This window comes from Pyxidicoccus trucidator (genome assembly GCF_010894435.1).
In the GTDB taxonomy this organism is placed as follows: domain Bacteria; phylum Myxococcota; class Myxococcia; order Myxococcales; family Myxococcaceae; genus Myxococcus; species Myxococcus trucidator.
On sequence record NZ_JAAIXZ010000007.1, the window covers coordinates 355,632 to 376,504 of the forward strand.

Annotated in this window: 15 protein-coding genes and 1 pseudogene; 10 read left to right on the forward strand and 6 right to left on the reverse strand. The window is 71.6% G+C overall.

The genetic code is table 11. The annotated features are described in order from the left end of the window. Nucleotides 1–363: a nuclear transport factor 2 family protein gene (locus G4D85_RS21590; RefSeq protein WP_164014877.1), complete on the forward strand. Its 363-nt coding sequence runs from the start codon at nt 1–3 to the stop codon at nt 361–363. A gap of 88 nt (nt 364–451) precedes the next feature. Beyond that, nucleotides 452–793, forward strand: a complete 342-nt coding sequence (locus G4D85_RS21595) for a hypothetical protein (RefSeq protein ID WP_164014878.1) — start codon at nt 452–454, stop codon at nt 791–793. 3 nt (nt 794–796) lie between these two features. Here G4D85_RS21595 and sthA read toward each other — a convergent pair whose 3' ends face one another. Together sthA and G4D85_RS21605 are read right to left on the reverse strand one after the other, a co-directional pair. Further along, the gene (gene sthA / locus G4D85_RS21600; protein ID WP_164014880.1) at nt 797–2,203 is read right to left on the reverse strand and encodes a Si-specific NAD(P)(+) transhydrogenase; all 1,407 of its coding nucleotides are present in this window, start codon (nt 2,201–2,203) and stop codon (nt 797–799) included. A 38-nt stretch (nt 2,204–2,241) separates the two neighbouring features. Then, complete coding sequence (locus tag G4D85_RS21605) at nt 2,242–4,038, reverse strand: dienelactone hydrolase family protein (protein WP_164014882.1); 1,797 nt, start codon at nt 4,036–4,038, stop codon at nt 2,242–2,244. Between the two features lie 323 nt (nt 4,039–4,361). Here G4D85_RS21605 and G4D85_RS21610 point away from each other — a divergent pair. From G4D85_RS21610 to G4D85_RS21620, 3 genes and pseudogenes are all read left to right on the forward strand, one after another. Continuing rightward, a pseudogene (locus G4D85_RS21610) lies at nt 4,362–5,695 on the forward strand (hypothetical protein). Further along, nucleotides 5,685–7,232 (forward strand): DUF2380 domain-containing protein, encoded by a 1,548-nt coding sequence (locus G4D85_RS21615; protein WP_164014884.1) that lies wholly within the window; start codon nt 5,685–5,687, stop codon nt 7,230–7,232. The pseudogene G4D85_RS21610 and the gene G4D85_RS21615 overlap by 11 nt, the downstream one beginning before the upstream one ends. Continuing rightward, complete coding sequence (locus G4D85_RS21620; protein ID WP_164014886.1) at nt 7,229–7,699, forward strand: NUDIX hydrolase; 471 nt, start codon at nt 7,229–7,231, stop codon at nt 7,697–7,699. Before G4D85_RS21615 ends, G4D85_RS21620 begins: the two co-directional genes overlap by 4 nt. 221 nt (nt 7,700–7,920) lie before the next feature. On the opposite strand, the gene G4D85_RS21625 is transcribed toward G4D85_RS21620, so the two are convergent. After that, the gene (locus G4D85_RS21625; protein ID WP_164014888.1) at nt 7,921–8,727 is read right to left on the reverse strand and encodes a pseudouridine synthase; all 807 of its coding nucleotides are present in this window, start codon (nt 8,725–8,727) and stop codon (nt 7,921–7,923) included. Nucleotides 8,728–8,781: 54 nt separating this feature from the next. Continuing rightward, complete coding sequence (locus tag G4D85_RS21630) at nt 8,782–8,997, reverse strand: hypothetical protein (protein WP_240359424.1); 216 nt, start codon at nt 8,995–8,997, stop codon at nt 8,782–8,784. Between the two features lie 139 nt (nt 8,998–9,136). Between G4D85_RS21630 and G4D85_RS21635 the strand changes: the two genes are divergently transcribed. Beyond that, nucleotides 9,137–10,129 (forward strand): DUF1028 domain-containing protein, encoded by a 993-nt coding sequence (locus tag G4D85_RS21635; RefSeq protein WP_164014890.1) that lies wholly within the window; start codon nt 9,137–9,139, stop codon nt 10,127–10,129. 126 nt (nt 10,130–10,255) lie between these two features. Continuing rightward, the gene (locus G4D85_RS21640; RefSeq protein WP_164014892.1) at nt 10,256–10,507 is read left to right on the forward strand and encodes a hypothetical protein; all 252 of its coding nucleotides are present in this window, start codon (nt 10,256–10,258) and stop codon (nt 10,505–10,507) included. Here G4D85_RS21640 and G4D85_RS21645 read toward each other — a convergent pair. Next, nucleotides 10,504–11,226, reverse strand: coding sequence for an RNA methyltransferase (locus tag G4D85_RS21645; protein ID WP_164014894.1), 723 nt, complete (start codon nt 11,224–11,226; stop codon nt 10,504–10,506). The genes G4D85_RS21640 and G4D85_RS21645 overlap by 4 nt on opposite strands. Nucleotides 11,227–11,490: 264 nt before the next feature. Here G4D85_RS21645 and G4D85_RS21650 point away from each other — a divergent pair, with 264 nt between their 5' ends. Further along, nucleotides 11,491–17,223, forward strand: a complete 5,733-nt coding sequence (locus tag G4D85_RS21650) for an alpha-2-macroglobulin family protein (RefSeq protein ID WP_164014896.1) — start codon at nt 11,491–11,493, stop codon at nt 17,221–17,223. On the opposite strand, the gene G4D85_RS21655 is transcribed toward G4D85_RS21650, so the two are convergent. Then, nucleotides 17,220–17,903, reverse strand: a complete 684-nt coding sequence (locus tag G4D85_RS21655; protein ID WP_164014898.1) for a phospholipase D-like domain-containing protein — start codon at nt 17,901–17,903, stop codon at nt 17,220–17,222. The genes G4D85_RS21650 and G4D85_RS21655 overlap by 4 nt on opposite strands. 163 nt (nt 17,904–18,066) lie before the next feature. Here G4D85_RS21655 and pbpC point away from each other — a divergent pair, with 163 nt between their 5' ends. Then, on the forward strand, nt 18,067–20,439 hold the full coding sequence (pbpC, locus tag G4D85_RS21660) for a penicillin-binding protein 1C (protein WP_164014900.1): 2,373 nt from the start codon (nt 18,067–18,069) through the stop codon (nt 20,437–20,439). Nucleotides 20,440–20,491: 52 nt separating this feature from the next. Further along, a complete protein-coding gene (locus tag G4D85_RS21665) occupies nt 20,492–20,872 on the forward strand; it encodes a hypothetical protein (protein ID WP_164014902.1) in 381 nt (126 codons plus the stop codon). Nucleotide 20,873 lies beyond the last annotated feature (1 nt).

The window sequence follows — 20,873 nt, forward strand, 5'->3', positions numbered from 1 at the left end:
ATGAGCGCGTCCGAAAACTTCTCCGTTGCCCGAGCCTGGCTGAACGCCTTCAACGCCCACGACGTGGACGCCCTGGTGGCGCTCTACGCCGAGGACTGCACCCACACCTCCCCGAAGATTCGGGTGCTGCACCCGGAGACGGGCGGCCGCCTGCTGGGCCGCCCGGCGCTGGCGAAGTGGTGGCGGGAGGCCATCGCCCGGCTGCCCGGCCTTCGCTACGAGGAGACGGCCCTCACGGCGGATCAGGACCGGGTCTTCATGGAGTACCTGCGCCATGCCCCGGGTGAGGCCCCCATGCCGGTGGCGGAGGTGCTGGAGGTGCGTGGGGGGCGGATTGTCGCCTCGCGCGTGTACCACGGCTGAGAGGGCGGACGGCGGCGGGAGGATGGGCTAGGGTGGCCGCGTCCGACGCGCCCCAGGCAGGGCCCGGACGACAACGAGGAGGACGGACGTGGCGAAGAACCCCAGCCCCAGCTCCCCCACCGCCGCTTTCGACAGGGACTTCGGCTACCTCCTGCCGTTCCTGGACAAGGTGGCGGCCGCCGCCTCCGAGCTGCAGGACGCCGCGGCCCGCGAGGAGCTCACGCGGCTGATGGCCGAGGAGAAGGTCCGCTGGCAGCGCATCCAGGCGCTGCTGGGCGGCGCCGGGGGGCAGGGGGCGGCGCCGACGTCCACCCAGGCCTCGGGCCGCTCGGGCGCGCCGTCGCTGGCGCGCGCCTCGGCGGACGGCGTCCACCGCGTGGCGCCCACGGCGGCGGGCCTCACGGTGGGCAGCCTCAAGACCAATCGCTGAGCGTCAGCCGGTGCCGCGCTTCAGGTGGTCCAGCGCGTCGAAGGTGGCCGTCTTGTAGGCCTCCGACAGCGTCGGGTAGTTGAAGCACGTCTCCACGAAGAGGCGCGCGGTGGCGCCGGTGAGCATGGCGGTGAGGCCGATGTGCACCAGCTCCGAGGCCAGCTCGCCGAGGACGTGCACTCCCAGCAGCTTGAGGCTCGTCCGGTGGAAGAGCAGCTTCAGCATGCCGTGCGTGTCTCCGATGATTTGCCCGCGCGGGTTGCTGGCGAAGGCGGCGCGGCCGGCGACGTAGGGCACGCCGCGCTCGCGCAGGCACTCCTCGGTGTCCCCTGCCATGGAGACCTCGGGGATGGTGTAGATGCCGTACGGCAGCACGGGTGCCAGGGTGCGCGTGCCGGACAGGGCGAAGGCGTGCTCCACGGCGATGCGCGCCTGGTCCATGGACGTGGAGGCGAGGGCGGGGAAGCCGATGACGTCGCCCACGGCGTAGAGGTGGGGCACGGCCGTCTGGAAGTCGGCCCCCACCTCCACCTGGCCACGCTTGCTCAGCTTCACGCCGAGCGCCTCCAGCCCCAGGCCGGTGGTGTTGGCGGTGCGGCCGGAGGCCACCAGCACCTGGTCGGTGTCCACCGCCTCCCCCGAGGAGAGCGTCAGGCGGATGGGCAGGTCGGCGTTGTCGGGCACCTCCACCTGGTCCACGTTCATCCCGAAGCGCAGCCGGATGCCGAGCGCCTCCATGCGCTGGCCGAGCAGCGCGGACACCTCGTCGTCGAGGAAGGGCAGCACCTCGTGCTTCAAGTCCACCAGCGTCACGGGGATGCCGAGCGCGGCGAACATGCACGCGTACTCGCAGCCGATGACGCCGGCGCCCACCACCACCAGCGAGCGCGGCAGCTTGCCGATGTCGAGGATTTCATCCGAGTCGTGCACCCGGGGGTCGCCGAAGGGGTACTGCGGGGGCCGGTACGGCTTCGAGCCGGTGGCCACGAGGATGAAGTCGCCGGTGAGCCGGCGCTCCGGCGCCTCCCGGGACTGCACCACCACGGTGTGCGCGTCCGCGAGGGTGCCGGTGCCGCGCACCACCTGCACGCCATGGCGCTCGAGGTTGCGGAGGATGCGCTCGCGCTCCATGCCCTTCACGCGGCGCTCGCGGTAGAGAAAGTCGGAGACGGTGGCCTCGTGGCGCAGCGTGGTCTCCACGCTGTAGAGGCCGCGGGCCTTGAGGCCGGAGAGGTGCAGCGCCGTCTCGCGCAGCGTCTTGGAGGGCAGGGTGCCGGTGTTGGCCGCGGTGCCGCCCAGCACGGGCTCCCGCTCCACCACCACCACGCGCTTGCCCGCCAGCGCCGCCTGCACCGCGCCCCACTCTCCAGCAGGGCCGGAGCCAATCACCACCAGGTCGAAGTCCGCCATGGAGGCCGACGCTATGCGAGCCCGGGGGGGCTTTGAAGTCACGGCTGGAGGTGTTGCTCGAAGAAGCGCGCCGTCTGTCGCATTGCCTCCCGTGAGGACTCCACGTCGTCCACCATGTCGAAGGCATGGTGGGCCTCGGGCAATTCCACCAGGGTGAGTGGGGCGCCCCGGGCCTTCGCGTCCTGGGCGAAGGCGTCCAGGGCGGCGTTCAGCTCGGGCGCGTCCCTGCCGGCGCGGACCAGCAACAGGGGTGGCACCTTCTTCGCGTCGGTGGCGCGCAGGGCCTCGCGGGGGCCAGCGCCCTTCGGGAGCGCGGGCGCGTCGAGCATCGGGTACCAGGCCGCTACGCACCGGATGCTCACGGGCGCGTGGGGCTTCAGCGCGGGGGCCACGCCCCACAGGCCGCCGCCGGACAGGGCCAGCAGGCAGACGCGGTCCGGGTCTACGCGGTGGGTGGCGGACTCGCGGCGGAGGAAGGTGAGGGCCGCCTGCACGCGCTGTTGCAGGTCTGGCACGCCCGCGAACCACTGCTCCCGGGAGGGGCCGGTGGCGGGCGAGCCGAGCGCGGGGACGGCCACCGCGAAGCCCTGGGCCGCCAGCCAGCGCGCCTGCGCGGAGAAGGGGGGCAAATCTCGGACGAAGGGGGCGAGGGCCGGGTGCAGCATGCCGTGGACGAGCACCACCACCGGCGTGGGCGCGCGCGTGGCGCCGTCAGGGAGGTAGAGGTCCAGCTTGTCCTCGCGCTCGCCCGCGCGGGTGTACGTCAGGCCCCGGCGGACCTGGACCTCCTCCATGCCGGGGACGGTGAGGACGGGCCGCAGCTTCGTCCACTCGGGAAGGGGCTGGCCCTTCAGCTCAGGGGCGGTGGGGTGGGCGATGACGGGGAGGCTCTGGGTGGGGACCTCGGCGAAGCCCAGGTGGGTGCGCAGCCACTGGGCACGGTCCCTGCGGGCGGCGTCGCTCAGCTCGTGGCCGCCCTCGTAGAACTTGAAGAGCTTCGGCTCGCTGGCGGCGTCGATGAAGGCGCGGGCGCGGGCGTACGTCACGCCGGGGTCGGCGCGGCCGTACTGGAAGAAGAGGGCGGAGGGCGCGGCGTGGCGCACTCCCACCGCGCCATCGAGGGGTTCCAGGCTCCGCGCCAGCGCGTCGAAGCGCTGCTGTGCGGCGGCGTCGCGAGGCTGCTTCGCATCGGGGCCCTCCGTCTCGCGGAAGCGGGCGGAGAAGTCGCCGATGCCCGCCACCAGCACGAGCGCGCGAAGGCGGGGCTCGACGCCCGCGAGCGCGCCGCCCACGGTGGCGCCCCGGGCGTGGCCGACGAAGCCCAGGCGTTGGCTGTCCACCTCGGGGCGCGAGGCGAGCAGGTCCACGCCGCGCCGCAGGCTCACCAGCATTCCCACGTGGGCATCGAACACGGCGGGGCCGGAGAGGGAACGGCGCCACGGCTCGGGGCGCACGTGGGGCGAGTCCACCAGCAGGGACACCACGCCCGCGCGGGCGAGGGAGAGGGCCTCATCGAGGAACTCGCTCTTCGTGCCCTTGGCCCAGTGCTGGAAGAGGACGGCGGGGAAGGGGCCCTTGCCCGGAGGCGTGACGAGGTACGCGGGCACGGGGCCGCCCCTGGGGCTGGCGTAGGTCAGCTCCGTCACGGTGATTTCGCCGCGCTGCTGCGTGTGCACCGTCTTCACGTCCAGCGGGGCCTTGGCGTCGTACGCCGTCAACCTGCGCAGCTCGGTGAGCTTCGGGTCCGCTGAGGGAGCGGGCTCAGCCGCGAGGGCGGGAAGGGCCAGGGCCAGGGCGAGCAGCAGGGAGGGCAGCGAAGGGCGAAGCCGCGTCATGGGAACCCTCGGTGTGGAAGGCAACAGCGACCTACCATCGGACTACTTCCGGCACCATCTACCGGGGCTCCCGCACGGCGAACAAGGTCGTCTCCGTCAACGTCACGGCGACCGATAACGTCGGAGCGACGGGGCAAGCCAGAACCTCGTTCACCTGTCACCGCCAGCTGGATTGAGCGGATGCGTGATGCGGTAACGGCGCCGCGTCCTGACAGCCCATTGCCACGCAGTTGCGATTGCCAACGGCCCGGCGTTTTGTCGGACCCGGCAGGTATTACCCGGTTCTGCTCCCCGCATGGGAGCGCATCCAGGAGGCGAGCACGATGGGAACCCGCCGGTGGGGCGTGGTGCTGCTGCTGTGGTTCTGGCCGAGGCTGGGAGGGGCCATGGAGCCACCCGTCCCCGAGGAGGCCGCTCCCCCATCGATACCCCCGGCTCGCAGGTGGCACTCCCTGACGCGCCTGGAGGCGGCGACGCTGGCGCTGCTGCCGCGTGCGGGGATGGGCGAGGGCTTCGTACAGGTGGAGCCCACCGTCATCCTCGATGGCGGTGCTGAGTTCGGCGTCAATCTCGGCGCCCCCGTGCGGCTTCGACTGTGGGGGGCGCCGTGGGCGCGAGCCTCGTGCGTCGGGAGGACTGGGACAGTCTTTCGGACTGGGGGCAGTTCGTGCGCGGCCTCAAGTTGGGTTCGGACAACGCGCCGCTGGGGGTGTGGTTCGGCGCGCTGGAGGACTACAGCCTGCTCTCGGCGCACTTGGTCCGGCGCTACTCCAACCGGATGAACCCTGACTACCACCCGGCCGGAGGCTTCCTCACTGGCACACTGGGCCCGCTCTACACGGAAGCCTTTGTCTCGGACGTGCTGGGCGCGCGCCTGATGGGAGCGGAATTCTCCCTGGACATGCAGCACGTCCTCTTTGGCAAGCCGAAGGAGAAGGGACGCTACACTCTGGCCCTGTCCGCCGTGCATGACTGGGGACGGGCTGGCGGGCTCGCGGCGTCGGTGACGCTGGCGCACCTGGACGGTACGGCGGTGGTGGTGGTTCGGCCGGGATTTGAAGCGCTCCTGATTGCAGGCTGGGGGGGACGGCCCGGTGAGGGAGGCGCATGGGGCGCGGTGGTAGGCGCGGGCGCGGACGCGGTGACGCCCACACTGGACATGACACTGCGGCTGGAGTTGCGCAGGCAGCACGGCGGCTTCCGGCACGGCCTATTCGGTCCGGACTACGAGCTGGCACGACTCCGGGCGGCGGGCCCTCACGGCGTGCCCCTGGCTGCCGCGCCATTCCCGGACGGCTTTTCCCTCTACGGAGAGGCTGTAGTCGGTTGGGATGCCGTCAGCTTTGGCGGCCTGTACCGGCACCTGCGGCTGTCAATGGGCGCGGAGGCCTTCTCCTGGGGCCGCCTTGACGTGGATGGGCGCGTGGCGGTGCAGCTCTTCGGGCGCAGCCTGGAGCTGACGGTGAGGGGGCTGGGGGTGGGCATGGGGCAACCCGGAGCGCGTTACCTGGGCGCCGCCGAAGTGCGCTGGCGCATCCTCGGGGGACTCCTTTACGCGCTGGGCACGGGCGGCACGCTACTATTCCCAGAAGGGGATGGGACGCTGCGACCAGGGGCCTTCGCTTCCGTGGGCCTGGGGGTGGACCATGCGCGCTAACGCCCTGCTGCTGTGTGTGGCCGTGCTCGCCACCGGCTGCGCGTCGCTGGCGCCAGCGCTCGGCCAGGGGAGAAACCTGAGCCACACGCCACGCGGAGCCACCGGGCGCGCGTTGGTGCAGCCGCCGAGCGATGAGCACTCCCGCGCCCTCGCCTCCGCGCCACTGTCTACTGCGGGCTCCGAGGCGCCGGAACGGCTGAGCCGTCGTCGGGGCTCCCGTGAAGTGGCGACGGGAGCGAGCCCAGGCAGCCTGGTGAGCCCCGTTGGGGGCGGGCAACAGCGCGCGACACCGACCCGTCACGCGGTGCTCGATGCCATTGACGACGTGAAGGGCTCCACAGGCCGCGTCGCCAGCTCGCTCGCCAGACTCGCGGCCCGTTCACCGGGCCTTGGCGGGAGAGGCATTAGCGGAGTCAACGGTGCCTTCACCCGCTACCTCGACCATGCCTCCAACCAACTGCCATGGCTCTACAGCGCGCTGGGTAGCGCCACCACGCTGACAAATGCGGCCTCGGAAGTCGCTGACTCGGACATGGAAATGGGCATGTTCCGGATGACAGGCCCCCGGCTCCAGGCGGCCATGTTCGGCTCCATGCTGCTGGCCGCATGGCTCGACTTCCTCCAACTCACTGACGTCATGCTCCGAGAGTGCCCCGCCTATAGCGTCGAGAAGCTGTTCATGGACATGCACCGCGTGCAGCGGCTGACAGAGCCCACCCTGGCGGCACTTGCGTCACAGGACCCGGAGCGGGTCGAGGCAGCGGCAACCGCGATGCCCGAGGTGATGGGGCAGCTTACCCGTGAATTCGGCTCCATCCGTGACGGCGCACGTACAGCCATGGAGAAGAGCGGGAAGCTCATGGCAGCAGTGCAGTTCGCGGAAATGCTCACTTTGGTCTCGACAATGAGGATGTCGCTGCCACGGCTGCCGCCCGCCGCTCCCGCTATGCTCGGCGTTGGCTTGGTGATGGGCTCAGGCGGCGTGATGGCGGGCTCGCGGATTGTTGTTTCCGCCGAGTGGGTGGAGATGATTCGCCGGCTCGTGAAGGCGGGCGTCATCTCCGTTCCCGTCGTCAGTGCCGCCGTTCGAATCCACGGCGGCCAGGTGATGATGGCGCAGGCGCACGGGCACTTGCCGCAAGGCGTGCGCGACGCGTTGGGAGACGGACCCGAGGTTCGTGGCATGCACGAAACCGGCAGAGCGGGAGCGGGCATGTCCGAGGCACCGAGGCACCACGTCCTCCCAGATGAGCACCGCGCATGGTTTGAGGAGCGCGGCTTCAAGGGTGACATGGACATCGACCAGTTCTGCGTCCGGCTGGAGCAGGCCCACCATCAGGCGATTCACGGCGGCGGCAACTGGCGCCTGGGCCGGATGTGGCCCGGCGAATGGAGCCGGATGATCATGGAGGCGTTGCGCGACGCCGAGGCGAGAACGGGCCGGCTGTTGACGCGGAACGAGGTTCTGGAGATCGTTTCAGAGCGAATGAAGCGCTACGACATCCCGATGGACTTCACTTCTGGGAGAGGGCGATGACTGACGGACGTTCCTGGCAGGGGAACTGGAGGGTCCGTTTGTATGAGCGGGTTCGTGAGCGCGGCTATGATTCGCTCACCGCTTTTGCTGAGGCGCGCCCTGCCGTCCCGCTGAATTTGCTGGCCGAGGAACTTGGCAAGGATGATGTCGCGGGTGTGCAGGTGTTGAGCGGGTTGCTCGTCGAGGCGGAGCGGAGCAAGCAGGTCACACGCCTTGTTCGGGATGTGCTCGCGCGCCAGCTGTCCGAAAGCCTTCCGAGTGGTTGGCCGGGCGTGATGGACGACAAGTCCCGTTTCCAGGTCGCCAAGGCGCTCGGCTGCTGGTCCGCCGATACCCCTGATTCTCATAAGGGGCGTGTCAGGCGGGCCGGCGATGCGCTCCTCGCAACATCGCCGCCGCCCGGGTGGCATCCGCTCGGCCCCGACGACGAGCTACTCCGTATGCTTCTTCCCGACGAGGAAGCGTGACCGTCAAGGGCGGCCCTGCGAGCAGATGCGCGGGGGCGCCATGTTGCACGTCTGTCGCAGGCCTGCGGAACGGGCTGGGACAGGACGGGATGACAGGGGAGGGCTGGACCACCTCTCCCTGAAGCTGCGCGCAAGCGCTGGATGCTCGGGCTGCCTCTACCGCGTGCGCGTCATCATCAGGGCGAGTGCCTGTGGGGACAGGCTTGGTGGTTCCCGGCGTTCTATTCACCCGCGGTCGTGCCTCGTCCCTCGTAGTGGAGGGACTCGCGGACCTCCTCGTCGCTGAGGAGACGGAAGCCGCCCTCGGGAATGTCCTTCAGGTCCACGCTGCCCACGGCCTCGCGGTGAAGCGCGCGCACGGGCAGGCCCACGGCGCCGAGCATCCGCTTCACCTGGTGGTGGCGGCCCTCGGTGAGCGTCACTTCCACGGTGTGCTCGTCGCGGACGACGACCTTCGCGGGGCGGGCCAGTCCATCGTCGAGCGTCATCCCCTGGCGGAGCGGCTCCACGCGCGCGTCGTCGGCGATGCTGAACACGGTGGCCACGTAGCGTTTGGGCAGGCGGGTGTCCGGCGAAGTGGCATGAGCGACGAGCTTGTCGTCATTGGTGAAGAGCAGCAGGCCGGTGGACTCCACGTCGAGGCGGCCCACGGCGTGCCACGTGTAGCCGGCGAGCTCGGGTGGGAGCTGGGGCAGCAGCACCTCGAACACGGTGCCGGTGCGGTGCTGGCGCGCGGTGGAGGACAGCACGCCAGCGGGCTTGTGGAAGGCGAGCACGCGGGTGGCCGGCGCGCCCAATTGCACGGGGAGGCCGTCCACCTTCACGACGGCGCCCGGGGGCACGGGGGCGAGCGGCATCAGCGCCACGCGGCCGTTGATGGTGACGCGGCCCGCGAGGATGGCGGTCTCCGCCTCCTTCTGGGGGAACACTCCAGCCCGGGCGAGCGCGCGCGACAACCAGTCCGGCTTCTCCTTGCCTTCCCAGCGCTTGGTCTGCTGCGGCTTCGTCTTGACGGGCTTGCGTGACATGAGCGCGGCACTGTACCCGCCCGGGCCGGGCGGGACAGGCTCAGTTGACACGGACTACTTGCGCGGAGGCTGGTCCGGGTCCTCGCCCTCGGCGGAGCCGGGCGTCTTCCCGGGCTCGCCCTGGGGCATCCGGCGCTCCTCGTCGAGCCCGCCGCCCTCCGCCGACTTGGGCGTACGGCCCGGCTCATCGTCCGGCGGCGCCTGACGCTGACTGCCGCGGCCGGGCTCCTCGTCGCCGACCTGCATCGACTCATAGGGCATGTGGTCCATGCGCGTGCTCCTCCTGAAAGTGGGGTGCCAGTGTCTGGCTACCCGGCCAAGGTAGGGACGATTCCAGCCCGTGACGCCTTGGGCCTTGCGGCCGGGTGCCTGCTCGCTCACCCTCCAGGCCCCTCGCTGCGGAGGTCTCATGTCGCGTCTTGCCGCCTGTCTCGTCCTGCTCGCGCTCCCCGCCCTGGCCGCCGAGCCGGCCGCGGTCCCCCGCCGTCCCGTGCACACCTACTCCATCGTCGCCCGAGACGCGGCGACAGGAGAGCTGGGCGTGGCCGTGCAGTCGCACTGGTTCTCCGTGGGCTCCACCGTCCCCTGGGCCGAGGCGGGCGTGGGCGCCATCGCCACCCAGTCCTTCGTGGACCCGTCCTACGGCAAGCTGGGCCTGGACCTGATGCGCGCGGGCCGCTCCGCGCCGGACGCGCTCAAGGGGCTGCTCGCCGCCGACAGCGCCAGCGCCGTGCGGCAGGTGGCGATGATTGACACCCAGGGCCGCGTGTCCGCCCACACGGGGGCGAGCTGCATCGCCGCCGCCGGCCACATCGTCGGAGAGGGCTTCTCCGTCCAGGCCAACATGATGGAGCGCGACACCGTCTGGCCCGCCATGGCGAAGGCCTTCCGCGAGTCGAAGGGAGACCTCGCCGAGCGCATGCTCGCCGCGCTCGAGGCCGCCGAGGCCCAGGGCGGAGACATCCGGGGCAAGCAGTCCGCCGCAATCATCGTCGTGGCCGCGAAGCCCTCCGGCCGTCCGTGGATGGACCGCAAGTTCGACCTTCGCGTTGACGACGCGCCCGAGCCCCTCAAGGAGCTGCGCCGCCTCGTCACCCTCCAGCGCGCCTACAACTTCATGAACGAGGGCGACCTCGCGCTCGAGCACAAGGACACGGACGGCGCCCTCAAGGCGTACGCCTCGGCGGAGAAGCTCGCGCCCGGCAACGCGGAGATGGTGTTCTGGCACGCCATCTCGCTGGTGGGCGTGGGCCGGGTGGACGAGGCCCTGCCGCTCCTGCAGCGCACGTACAAGGCCGACCCGCGCTGGCGCGAGCTCGTGACGCGGTTGCCGAAGGCGGGCCTGCTCCCGGACGACCCGAAGCTCCTGTCCCGGCTGACGGGCGCGAAGCCAGCGAAGTAGCGCGTCCGAGAGGGGAGGCCGGGCAGGCGTGCGGTCCATGCCCGGCTCCGTCCCCGACTCGCCCCCCGGTCCCGTGCGCTTGTGGACATCTTCCGGAATGGAGACGTTGCCCGGGAGAGGATGCCCATGCGCACGACCCTGGCCCCGTGGCTCACGTTGCTCGCCCCCGTACTCGCCTTCGCCCAGGCGCCACTGCCGGGCCCCATCGAGCAGGAGGTCTCCCGCAGTCCGGCCTTCTGGTATTGGGTAGTGCTGCTCGTGCTGGCGGCGGTCGCCTTCGCCTGGAGCGCGGTGCGCATCTCCCGTAAGCGACGCGGCCCACCACCCCGGGGCCCCGGCTCCGGTCCCCGCACGCCCAGGACGCCGCGCACCGTCTAACCTGGAGTCAGCTTCTTCCGGAGCGTGTGGAGCGCGGCGAGCCAGAGCCGCGCCTCCTTCCGAGTCAGCCGTGAGCGGCGCAGCGGCGAGAACAAGTCGCGCAGCGCCGTGCGCCCCGGAACCTCATCCACGAGGAATCCCCCCGCGCCGAGCGCCGTATCGAGCGCGGACTCCACCTGCGCCAATTCCGCGTCCGTGGCCGCGACGGGCAGCGGGGCCGGAGGCGGCGCGCTGGCCGCCAGCGTGGCCACGCGTACCTCATAGGCGTAGAGCAGCACCGCCTGGGCCAGGTTGATGGAGGGCTGCTCGGGCGCGGTGGGGACGGCGGACAGGTCATGGCAGCGCTCCACCTCCGCGTTGGTGAGCCCGCTGCGCTCATCCCCGAAGACGACCGCCACCGTCCCCTGCGCAGCACGGGACACCAGCTCCTCGCCCACCGCGCGCGGAGGGAGCCGGCGCTTGCCCTCGACCTTGCGCGAGCTGGTGCCCACCACCCACACGCAGTCGGCCACGGCCTCCTCCAGCGTGTCGGCGCGCCGGGCCGCGTCCAGCACGTCCTCGGCATGCACGGCCAGCCGGCGCGCGGGGCCCAGGTCCTCCACCTCGGGCGTCACCCAGACCCAGTCGGACAGGCCGCAGTTCTTCAGCGCGCGCGCGGCGGCACCGAGGTTCTCCGCGTTGCGCGGGCGCATGAGGACGAAACGGACGGGCGGCACCATTCGCCGCGCACCTTAGCGCCTTCCCGTCGTCACACCTCGCCCGTTGACCCGGAGCCCTCCACCCCCCTATAGCCTGACGGCATCGACGTCTTCGCAGGCGTCCGGGGGCCACGGCGGCGGTGTGGTCCCCCAGACACTCTGCGGGCCCGATGACGCATGGGGGACGCGTCACGGCTGCGGGCGACCGACCACAGTCCTCCCTCGTGCGGTATGCGCAGGCCCGGCACGCCGCATGAAGAACAGCAGGCACCTTTCGGAGGAACCATGGTTTCGCGGTCCGTTGTCCCGCAGCGAGCGCCCCGCGCGAGCTGGCCCCTCGTCGCGCTGCTGGTCGGCGCCACGCTCGCGGGTTGCAAGCAGGAGCCGCCGAAGCAGCCCGTCACGCCCCCCGTCGCGGAGGCGCCCGCGGCCACCCCTGGCACGGACGGGGGCCCGGCGACGAGCGCCGCCGTCACGCCGCCCACGCCCGAGTCGGTGACGCCCGTCATCCGAGAGCTGGCCGTCGAGGACGCCGTGCCCCAGGGCATCGTCTTCGAGTTCCCCCGCCCCGTGGCGCCCGATGAGCGCGAGGTGAAGAAGGGCACCGTCGTCACCGTCACCCCGCGAGTGGCCGGAAGCCTGGCCTGGCGCAGTCCGTCCACGCTCGCCTTCACACCGGCGAGCGGGGGCTTCGGCTTCGACACGCAGTACACCGTCACGCTGGAGTCGCTGGAGACGGCCACCGGCGTGGTGAAGCCGCCCTCCGAGGGGGCCTGGTCGCACCGCTTCACCACCCCGCCCTTCCGCTTCGTCCGCCTCGCGCTCCGTCAGGTGGACCTGCTCAAGGGCCGCGTGCAGGTGGACGTCGTCTTCACGGGCCCCGTGGACCTCAATGCGGTGCGCTCGCGGGGCACCTTCCAGGTGGAGGGCCAACCCCTCTCCGACGTGAAGTGGAGCACCGTCCCCACTGCGCGCAACGTCCTCAGCGCGCAGCTCGCGAACCCGCGCCTCAAGCCTGGCGCCACGCTGCGCTTCGCCCTGAGGGAAGGGCTCGCCCCCGCGGGTGACGCGAAGGTGGCGGCGCCCGCGGCCGAGGGCACGGTGCAGCTGCGCGCCGGGAAGCGGCTGGACATCACCGCCGTCACCCGGGCCGAGGGCTCCACCGGCCACTACCTGGAGGTGAGCTGCCGCGACGTGGAGGCCGATGCCCCCGCCAGCCCGCGCGAGTCCGAGGAGTATGACGAGTACTACTGGGACAACCGCAACAAGGGCTGCACGCTGGACGACGGGGTGGCGGCGGACGCCATCCACCTGACGCCTCCGGTGAAGTTCTCCATCGCCCCGTCCCGCAAGGGCTTCCGCATCTTCGGTGACTTCAAGCGCGGCCCGCACTCGCTGCGCATCGACGCGGGCACCACGTCCCAGGGCGGCGGCATGCTGCTGGCCCCGTACGTCCACGCCTTCTCCGTGCCCGCGCGCCAGCCGCAGGTGTCCTTCGCCTCCTCTGGCCGCTACCTGCCGCGCAGCGCGTGGCGCAACCTGCCCCTGCAGCACCTCAACCTGGACGAGGTGGAGCTCACCGTCCGTCACGTGCCGCCGGAGAACCTCGTCTTCTGGATGAGCGACGACCGCACCGAGACAGTCGACGAGCGCACCTCCAACGTGGTGGCGAAGCGCACGCTGCCGCTCAAGTCCCCGCCGGACACCTTGGCGACCACCTACGTGGACGTGGCCAGCCTCGTGCCCTCCAACACGAAGGGCCTCGTGGAGCTGTCCGCGCGCAAGGGTGACTGGAATGCCGCCACCCGCATCCTCCTCACCAACCTGAGCCTCGTCGCCAAGCGCGGCGGGCCGGCGCCCGGCTCCACCGACAAGGGCGAGGTGTGGGTGTGGGCGCTGGGCATGGAGAGCACCGAGCCGCTGTCCGGCGTGGAGGTGTCGCTGGTGAAGAAGAGCGGGCAGGCGGTGGCCCGCTGCACCACGGTGGGCACGGACGGCTGCCAGCTCAAGGTGCCCGCGCCCGGCGCGGATGACAGCGAGCCCTTCGCCCTCATCGCCCGCGACGGCGAGGAGCTGACGTACCTCAAGTACAGCGAGCTGAAGACGGAGATTGCCAACTCGGACGTGCAGGGCGAGCCGTACCGCGCCGAGAAGCCCTACCGCGCGTCCATCTGGTCCGACCGCGGCGTGTACCGCCCGGGAGACACCGCGCACGTCGCGGCGGTGCTGCGCGGGCAGGACGACAAGGCGCCTCCCTCGGGCATGCCGGTGGAGCTGGTGGTGGTGGACCCGCGCGAGCGCGAGCTGAAGAAGGTGTCGCTCAAGACGAACGAGGCGGGCGTGGTGGCGCTGGACGTGCCCTTCGAGGCCTTCCAGGACACGGGCCGCTACCGGGTGACGCTGAAGGTGGCGGACCGCGACGTGGCCACCTACGGCCTCAGCGTGGAGGAGTTCGTCCCCGAGCGGATGAAGGTGACGGCGCGCACGGAGAAGGAAGGCTACGTGCAGGGCGAGGAGGTGCCGGTGGCGGTGGAGGCGGCGTACCTCTTCGGCGGCTCGGCCGAGGGCAGCCCGGTGGAGGTGACGTGCCGGCTGGTGCCGTCCGAGTTCAAGCCGAAGGAGAACGCGCAGTACGCCTACGGCGTCTGGCGCCAGGACGGCGCCGAGCCCCGCCCCGTCACGCTGGGGCAGGTGAAGGGCACGCTGGACGCGAAGGGCCAGGCGCTGCTGCGCTGCCCGGCGCAGGCGGCCATGGGCGGCCTGCGCAGCTCCGCGAGGCTGACGGCGCTGGCCAGCGTCTTCGAGTCGGGCAGCGGCCGCTCCTCCGTGGGGGACGCCTCCACGCCGGTGCACCCGGAGGCGTACTACGTGGGCCTCCAGGCCACGACGCGCAAGGTGAAGGCGGGCAAGCCCTTCACCGTGAATGGCGTGGTGGTGGACTGGGACGGGAAGCTCCTCACCGCCGCCGGCAAGGCGCCGAAGTCGGTGGAGGTGGAGTACCTCCGCCTGGAGGAGGAGTACGGCTACTACTACGACGAGTCGGAGGGCTATGAGCGCTACCAGCGCTACCTCCGTCCCATGCGCGAGGGCCGCGTGACGGCGCAGGTGCGCGACGGCCGCTTCACCATGGACGTGACGCCGGGCGCGGACGCCGCCGGCTACCTGGTGCGGGTGAGGGCGGGCGCCACGCAGACGGACCTCGAGCTGGAGGGCGAGGGCCGTTACTACTGGTGGGGCGAGGGCTCGCGCGTGGACCAGACGCCGCGTCCGCTCAAGCCCACGTCGCTGGACGTGGCGCTGCCGGCGAAGGCCCGCGTGGGGCAGCCCGTCGCGGTGAAGCTGAAGGCCCCGTACAAGGGCCGCATCCTCTTCACGGCGGAGACGGACCGCGTGCTCGCCACCGAGTGGAAGGCGGTGGAGCCCGGCGAGGTGTCGTGGACCTTCACGCCCTCGGGCTTCGCGCCCAACGTCTACGTGAGCGCCTTCCTGGTGAAGGACCCGCACCTGGAGTCCGCCGAGGCCTTCATGCCGGACCGCGCCTTCGGCGTGGGCAGCGTGCCGCTGGAGCCGGTGGACTACACGCAGGCGGTGACGATGAACGTGCCCAAGGAGGTCCGCTCCAACGACACGCTGACGGTGGACCTGGACCTGGGCGCGGTGGAGGGGCCCACCTTCGCCACGGTGGCGGTGGTGGACGAGGGCATCCTCTCCCTCACGCGCTTCCAGAGTCCGGACCCGCTCAAGCAGCTCTTCACCAAGCGCGCGCTGGGCGTGGACACGTTTGAAACCATCGGCTGGACGCTGCTGGTGCCGCCGGGGGGCAACTCGCGCTCCACGGGTGGTGACGGCGAGGGGGATGCCTCTGGCCGGGTGCAGCCCGTCAAGCCGGTGGCGCTGTGGAGCGGCCTGGTGGCGGTGCCCGCCAACGGCAAGCTGCGCGTGCCCTTCAAGCTGCCGCAGTACCGGGGCGCGGTGCGGGTGATGGCGGTGACGGCGGGCGCGAAGCGCATCGGCAGCGCCAGCGCGCAGGTGCTCGTGAGAGACCCGCTGGTGCTCCAGACGACGCTGCCGCGCTTCCTCACGCAGAACGACGAAATCCAGGTGCCCGTCTTCGTCACCAACCTGTCCGGCAAGGCGCAGGACGTGAAGGTGACGCTGGCCACGGAGTCCCTGCCGGTGCCCGGCCTGGCCCCGGTGGCGACGGCGACCGCCCCCGTGCAGCTGCTCGGCAAGAGCGAGGGCCGCGTCCGGCTGGAGGATGGGAAGTCCACCACCCTCGTCTTCCAGGCGAAGGCGGTGCAGGCGGTGGGCGCGGCGCGGATGACGGTGACGGTGGAGGGCGGCGGCCACACCTCGCGCGAGACGCTGGACGTGCCGCTGTCTCCCGCGGGCCCGCGCGTGCGGAACGTGCAGCAAATCGAGCTGGCACAGGGGACGACGGACGTCTCGAAGTACCTCAAGGGCTGGGTGCCCACCACGGAGCGCTCCACGCTGTGGGTGACGGCCAACCCGTATGCGCGCTCGCTCCAGCACCTCTCGTACCTGGTGCAGTACCCGTACGGGTGCGTGGAGCAGACGACGTCCTCCACGCGGCCGCTGCTGTTCGTGTCGGAGCTGCTGGACGACGTGGACCCGACGCTGAAGCAGGGCAAGGACGTGGGGGAGATGGTGCTGGCGGGCATCAACCGCGTGCTCTCCATGCAGACGCCGTCGGGTGGCTTCGCCTACTGGCCGGGCCACACGGAGCCGGTGGACTGGGGCACGGCCTACGCCACGCACATGCTGCTGGACGCGCAGAAGCTGAAGTATCCCGTGCCGCAGGACCGGCTGGACGACGCCCTGACGTGGATGGGCAACGAGCTGAACAACTACGAGGGACGCACGGACCGGCACGGCGGCTACAGCGCGAGCTCCGAGGCGTACATGCACTACGTGCTGGCGCTGGGCGGCAAGGGGCGCAAGGCGCGGGTGCAGAAGATGGTGGAGACGCTGACCGAGCGCGCGAAGAAGACGCCGCTGACGGGTGAGGACCTGGAGCAGGACTACATGCTCAAGGCCGCGCTGTGGCTGGCGGGGGACCGCCGCTACGAGAAGGAGCTGCGCAGCCCGGACCTGTCGCCCGTCACCGACGAGCGGAAGAACAACTGGTCCTTCTACTCGGACCGGCGGCGGCGCGGCTTCATGCTGAGCACCTTCCAGGACCTCTTCGGCAACGACGCGGCGGGCGAGCCGCTGGCGCGCATGGTGGCCGAGGCGCTCCAGGGGCAGCGCAGCAGCTGGTACACGACGCAGGAGCTGGTGTGGGGAGTCACGGGCCTGGGCAAGCGGCTCCAGGGCGTGGCCTCCAACTTCGCTCCGCCGGTGCTCATGGCGGACGGCAAGGTGGTGGCGCCGACGCAGGGCAAGGACTCGCGCGGGTCGGACCGCACGTGGGCGCTGGTCCGCGCCAGCGAGCGCAACGGCCTGCAGCTGGAGGTGAAGACCAAGGACGAGGGGAAGCTGTACCTCGTGCTCAGCAGCGAGGGCGTGCGCACGGACGGGCAGGTGGCGACGGGCGGCGAGGGGCTCGTGTTGACGCGCACGTGGCGGAAGCTGGACGGCACGGCGCTGGACGTGCGCTCGGGGCCGGTGGCGCTGGCGGACCTCGTCTACGTGGAGCTGCAGCTGACCAACACCACGGCGGAGCGCGTGCAGAACATCGCCCTGGTGGACCGGCTGCCGGCGGGCTGGGAAATCGAGAACGCGCGGCTGGGCCGGGGCGGCGGCACGAGCTGGATTGACGCCGACTCGCAGTGGACGCCGGACTACGTGAACATCCGCGATGACCGCATGGAGGTGTTTGGCAGCCTGGGCGCGCGCGAGTCGAAGAAGGTCACCTACGCGGTGCGGGCGGTGACGGCGGGCTCCTTCACCCTGCCGTCGGCCGAGGCGGAGGCCATGTATGACCCGCGGCTGTGGGCGCGGGAGCTGGCCGCCACGGTGCAGGTGTCCGGTCCGTGGAAGGACAACCTGCTCTAGGCCAGCGTGTCCCAGAGCGCGTCGAACGCGCGGCTGAAGGGCTGCACCAGCCGCGCGTCGTCGGACACGAGCACGTTCTCATGGTTGTGCTCCGCCGCGGAGCGCGTCCAGTTGTAGCTCCCCGTGATGAGGCGCAGCCGGTCGAACACCGCGAACTTGTGATGCATATGGGCCGCGCTCCTATCCAGCCGCACCGGCACGCCGGCGGCGCTCAGCCGCTCCATGTCGGAGCCCGCGTCGAACGCCTTGTCGTCGTCGCCCACCACCCGCAGCCGCACGCCGTTGCGGTGGGCCTCCAGCAGGGCCCGGGTGATGCGGTCATCCGTCACGGTGAAGACGCACACGTCGATGGAGCCTCGCGCCTGGTGTATCTGCTGGATGATGGCGTTGAGGGGTCCCTCGCCCGGGGAGAAGTGCGCCTCCATGCGGGACAGCTCCACGGTGCGTGGGGCATGCAGGGCCTCCACCGTCTCCTCCAGCCAGGAGATGACCTCGCGCGAGCGCGGCTCCTTCACGGAGGCGCGGGCGAGGGCGAAGGCCCGCGAGCGGAAGAGGGTAAGCAGGGCCTCGCCTGCCCGCCGCTCCATGAGCACCGCCTGGAGCGCCTGGCGCTCGGTCGGCGTCAGCCTCCGGTCCTCGAGGATGGAGGTGAGGATGGCATCGACCTCGATGGGATTCATGGCGGGGGGACTCCTTGCGGGGATGCGCGTAGCATAGAGGGAACTCCGTGCTTCCGTGTGCCATGCCGGGGAGCCACCGCTCCATGAGTCGTGCCCGTAGCATCGCCAGGAGGCTCGCCCTCGTCACCGTGGGGCTTCAGCCGTGGCCGGGAGCCCCCGCCCCATGAGTCGCCTCCGCCGCATCGCCAGGAGGCTCGTCCTCGTCACCGTGGGGCTCCTCGTCCTCGCGGGCGCGGGGTGGGCGGTCGCCGGGTGGGTGCCACTGCCTGAGCGGCTCTCCGCGCCGGCCTCGGTGGTGATGGAGTACCGGGACGGCACGCCGGCCCACGTCTTCCTGGCGCCGGACGAGCGCTGGCGCATCCCCACCTCGCCGGAGCGGGTGGACCCGGCCTACCTCCGCGCGCTGCTGGCGCTGGAGGACAAGCGCTTCTTCCACCACCCGGGCGTGGACCCGCTCGCGGTGGCGCGGGCCGCGGTGCGCAATGTGACGCGGGGGCGTCGGGTGTCGGGGGCGTCCACGCTCACCATGCAGCTGGTGCGCGTGCTGGAGCCCCGGCCGCGCACCTTCACGTCGAAGCTCCTCGAGTCCCTCCGGGCGGTGCAGCTGGAGCTGCGGCTGACGAAGCAGGAGGTGCTGGCGGCCTACCTCCAGTTCGTCCCCTACGGGCGCAACGTGGAGGGCGTGGAGGCGGCGTCGCTGGCGTACTTCGGCCACACGGCGGCGCACCTGAGCCCGGCGGAAATCGCCACGCTGCTGGCGGTGCCGCAGAACCCCAACCGGCGCTTTCCCACGGCGGAGAACGCGGCGCGGCTGAAGGGCGCGCGGGACGGCGTGGCGCGGCGGCTGCTGGAGGACGACGCGCTCCCCCGGGGCCCGGCGGAGGCCACGGTGTCGCCGGAGGCGGTGCTGGCCGAGGTGCGCGCCACGCCGGTGCCGGTGTCGCTGACGCCCTTTCCCCGCGAGGCGCCGCACGTGGCGGTGTGGCTGCGGTCGCAGCGGCCGGAGCTGATGCGGCCGCGCACCACGCTGGACGCGGGCACGCAGCGGATGGTGGAGCGGCTGATGCGGGACGCGGCGGGCGGGCTGGCGTCGCGGGGCATCCACAACGGGACGGCGGTGGTGGTGGAGCGCGAGCGCGCGGAGGTGCTCGCGCTGGTGGGCAACTTCGACTTCTTCGACGCGGAGCACGGCGGGCAGATTGCCGGCTTCGCCACGCCGCGCTCTCCGGGCTCGGCGCTCAAGCCGCTGCTGTACGCCATGGGCATCGACCAGGGGCTGGTGGGGCCGGAGCAGCTCGTGGCGGACGTGCCCACGGCGTACGGCGGCTATGCGCCGCGCAACTTCGACGGCCGCTTCCAGGGGCTGGTGCGGCTGGAGTACGCGCTGTCGCAGTCGCTCAACATGCCCTTCGTGAGGCTGTTGCAGCGCGTGGGCGTGGAGCGCTTCCTGGGCACGCTGCGCGCGGCGGGCGTCGCCAGCCTGGAGTCGGAGCCCGGGCACTACGGCCTGTCCGCGGCGGTGGGCGGAATCGAGCTGACGCCGCTGGAATTGGCGGGCGTGTACGTGGCGCTGGCGGAGGATGGGCGCGCGCCACCGCTGCGGCTGCTGGCGGACGGGCAGCCGGCGGGGGCGGCGGTGGAGGTGCTGTCTCCGGGGGCGGCGTGGCTGACGCGGCGGGCGCTGTCGCTGAGGGACAGGCCGGACTTCCCGGAGCGGCGGCGGCTGACGGGCCTGCCGGCGCGGGTGCACTGGAAGACGGGGACGAGCTTCGGGCACCGGGATGCGTGGGCGGCGGGCTCGGGGCCGAGGCACACGGCGGTGGTGTGGCTGGGGAACTTCGACCACTCGCCCAGCGTGCACCTGGTGGGGGCGGATGCGGCGGGGCCGCTGCTGTTCGACATCCTGGAGGGCGTGGGGCCGCGAGGGAAGGCGCTCCCGGACGAGGAGGTCTCGGCGCCGGAGGACCTGATGCGCGTGGAGGTGTGCGGCTACTCGGGGCACCTGCCGACGGACGCGTGCGTGCAGCGCAAGACGGTGTATGCGCGGCGCTCGGCGGTGCCCACGGGTCGCTGCCCGTATCACCAGAAGGTGGAGGTGGACGTGGCCACGGGGCTGGCGGTGGGGCCCACGTGCAGGGCGGGGCGGAAGACGGAGGAGCGGGTGTTCCTCACGTGGCCCGCCACCATCCGCCGCTGGCTGGAGGAGCAGCACCGGAGGTTGCCGGAGCCCCCCTCGGCCGCGCCCGGCTGCGAGCCCGGAGGCGCCCGCGCTGCGCCCTCGATTGTGTCTCCGGCGGAGGGGCAGGTGGCGATGCTGATTCCAGGCGTACCGGCGGAGCAGCAGGAGATGCCGCTGGAGGCGGAGGCGTCACACGAGCGGTCGCTGACGTGGTTCGTGGACGGGGCGCTGCTGGGCACGGCGCGGGCGGACGAGCGCGTGTGGTGGACGCCCTCGGTGGGCTCGCACGAAATCCTCGTCACCGACGACCGGGGGCTCACCGCGAAGCGGACGCTGGTGGTCCGCGAGCGGCGGTGAGCGAGTCCCCGGGAGGGTGACACGACCCCTCGGGGCATGGGATGCAGTGACGATGCAAGGCGCACCCGTGAAGCCGTGGAACCTCCGACTCGTGGGCATTGTTGGCGCCAGTGTGGTGGCGGTGTTGGGGGCACTCGCGACCGTGGGGCCCGTGAGGCTCATCCAGATGCCCGACGGTCACTGGCTTCGCGTCCGCACTCCCGGAGCCATCAAGGTCGCGGGAGGGCGATACCGCGAATTTATCTGGGGTATCGACACAGTTGTACGGGTGGAGCTCGATACCGACGGTGATGGCCGGTACGACGTGCGAGGCGAGGACTGGCAGCGCGTGGCGCCCAGGTGGTGCTGGGCCCGTGGAGAGTCCGGCTGGGTGGCCGCCCCTCTCCAGCACTGCGTGACGGCCTGGGACCAGCTCGTGAAGGGCCACGAGTAGG

Excerpts from the sequence above, each read along its gene's own strand:
- G4D85_RS21590 (WP_164014877.1), top strand. The coding sequence starts at position 1 with ATGAGCGCGTCCGAAAACTTCTCCGTTGCCCGAGCCTGGCTGAACGCC.
- sthA (WP_164014880.1), bottom strand. The coding sequence starts at position 2,203 with ATGGCGGACTTCGACCTGGTGGTGATTGGCTCCGGCCCTGCTGGAGAG.
- G4D85_RS21605 (WP_164014882.1), bottom strand. The coding sequence starts at position 4,038 with ATGACGCGGCTTCGCCCTTCGCTGCCCTCCCTGCTGCTCGCCCTGGCC.
- G4D85_RS21615 (WP_164014884.1), top strand. The coding sequence starts at position 5,685 with ATGCGCGCTAACGCCCTGCTGCTGTGTGTGGCCGTGCTCGCCACCGGC.
- G4D85_RS21620 (WP_164014886.1), top strand. The coding sequence starts at position 7,229 with ATGACTGACGGACGTTCCTGGCAGGGGAACTGGAGGGTCCGTTTGTAT.
- G4D85_RS21625 (WP_164014888.1), bottom strand. The coding sequence starts at position 8,727 with ATGTCACGCAAGCCCGTCAAGACGAAGCCGCAGCAGACCAAGCGCTGG.
- G4D85_RS21630 (WP_240359424.1), bottom strand. The coding sequence starts at position 8,997 with ATGGACCACATGCCCTATGAGTCGATGCAGGTCGGCGACGAGGAGCCC.
- G4D85_RS21635 (WP_164014890.1), top strand. The coding sequence starts at position 9,137 with ATGTCGCGTCTTGCCGCCTGTCTCGTCCTGCTCGCGCTCCCCGCCCTG.
- G4D85_RS21640 (WP_164014892.1), top strand. The coding sequence starts at position 10,256 with ATGCGCACGACCCTGGCCCCGTGGCTCACGTTGCTCGCCCCCGTACTC.
- G4D85_RS21645 (WP_164014894.1), bottom strand. The coding sequence starts at position 11,226 with ATGGTGCCGCCCGTCCGTTTCGTCCTCATGCGCCCGCGCAACGCGGAG.
- G4D85_RS21650 (WP_164014896.1), top strand. The coding sequence starts at position 11,491 with ATGGTTTCGCGGTCCGTTGTCCCGCAGCGAGCGCCCCGCGCGAGCTGG.
- G4D85_RS21655 (WP_164014898.1), bottom strand. The coding sequence starts at position 17,903 with ATGAATCCCATCGAGGTCGATGCCATCCTCACCTCCATCCTCGAGGAC.
- pbpC (WP_164014900.1), top strand. The coding sequence starts at position 18,067 with ATGAGTCGCCTCCGCCGCATCGCCAGGAGGCTCGTCCTCGTCACCGTG.
- G4D85_RS21665 (WP_164014902.1), top strand. The coding sequence starts at position 20,492 with ATGCAAGGCGCACCCGTGAAGCCGTGGAACCTCCGACTCGTGGGCATT.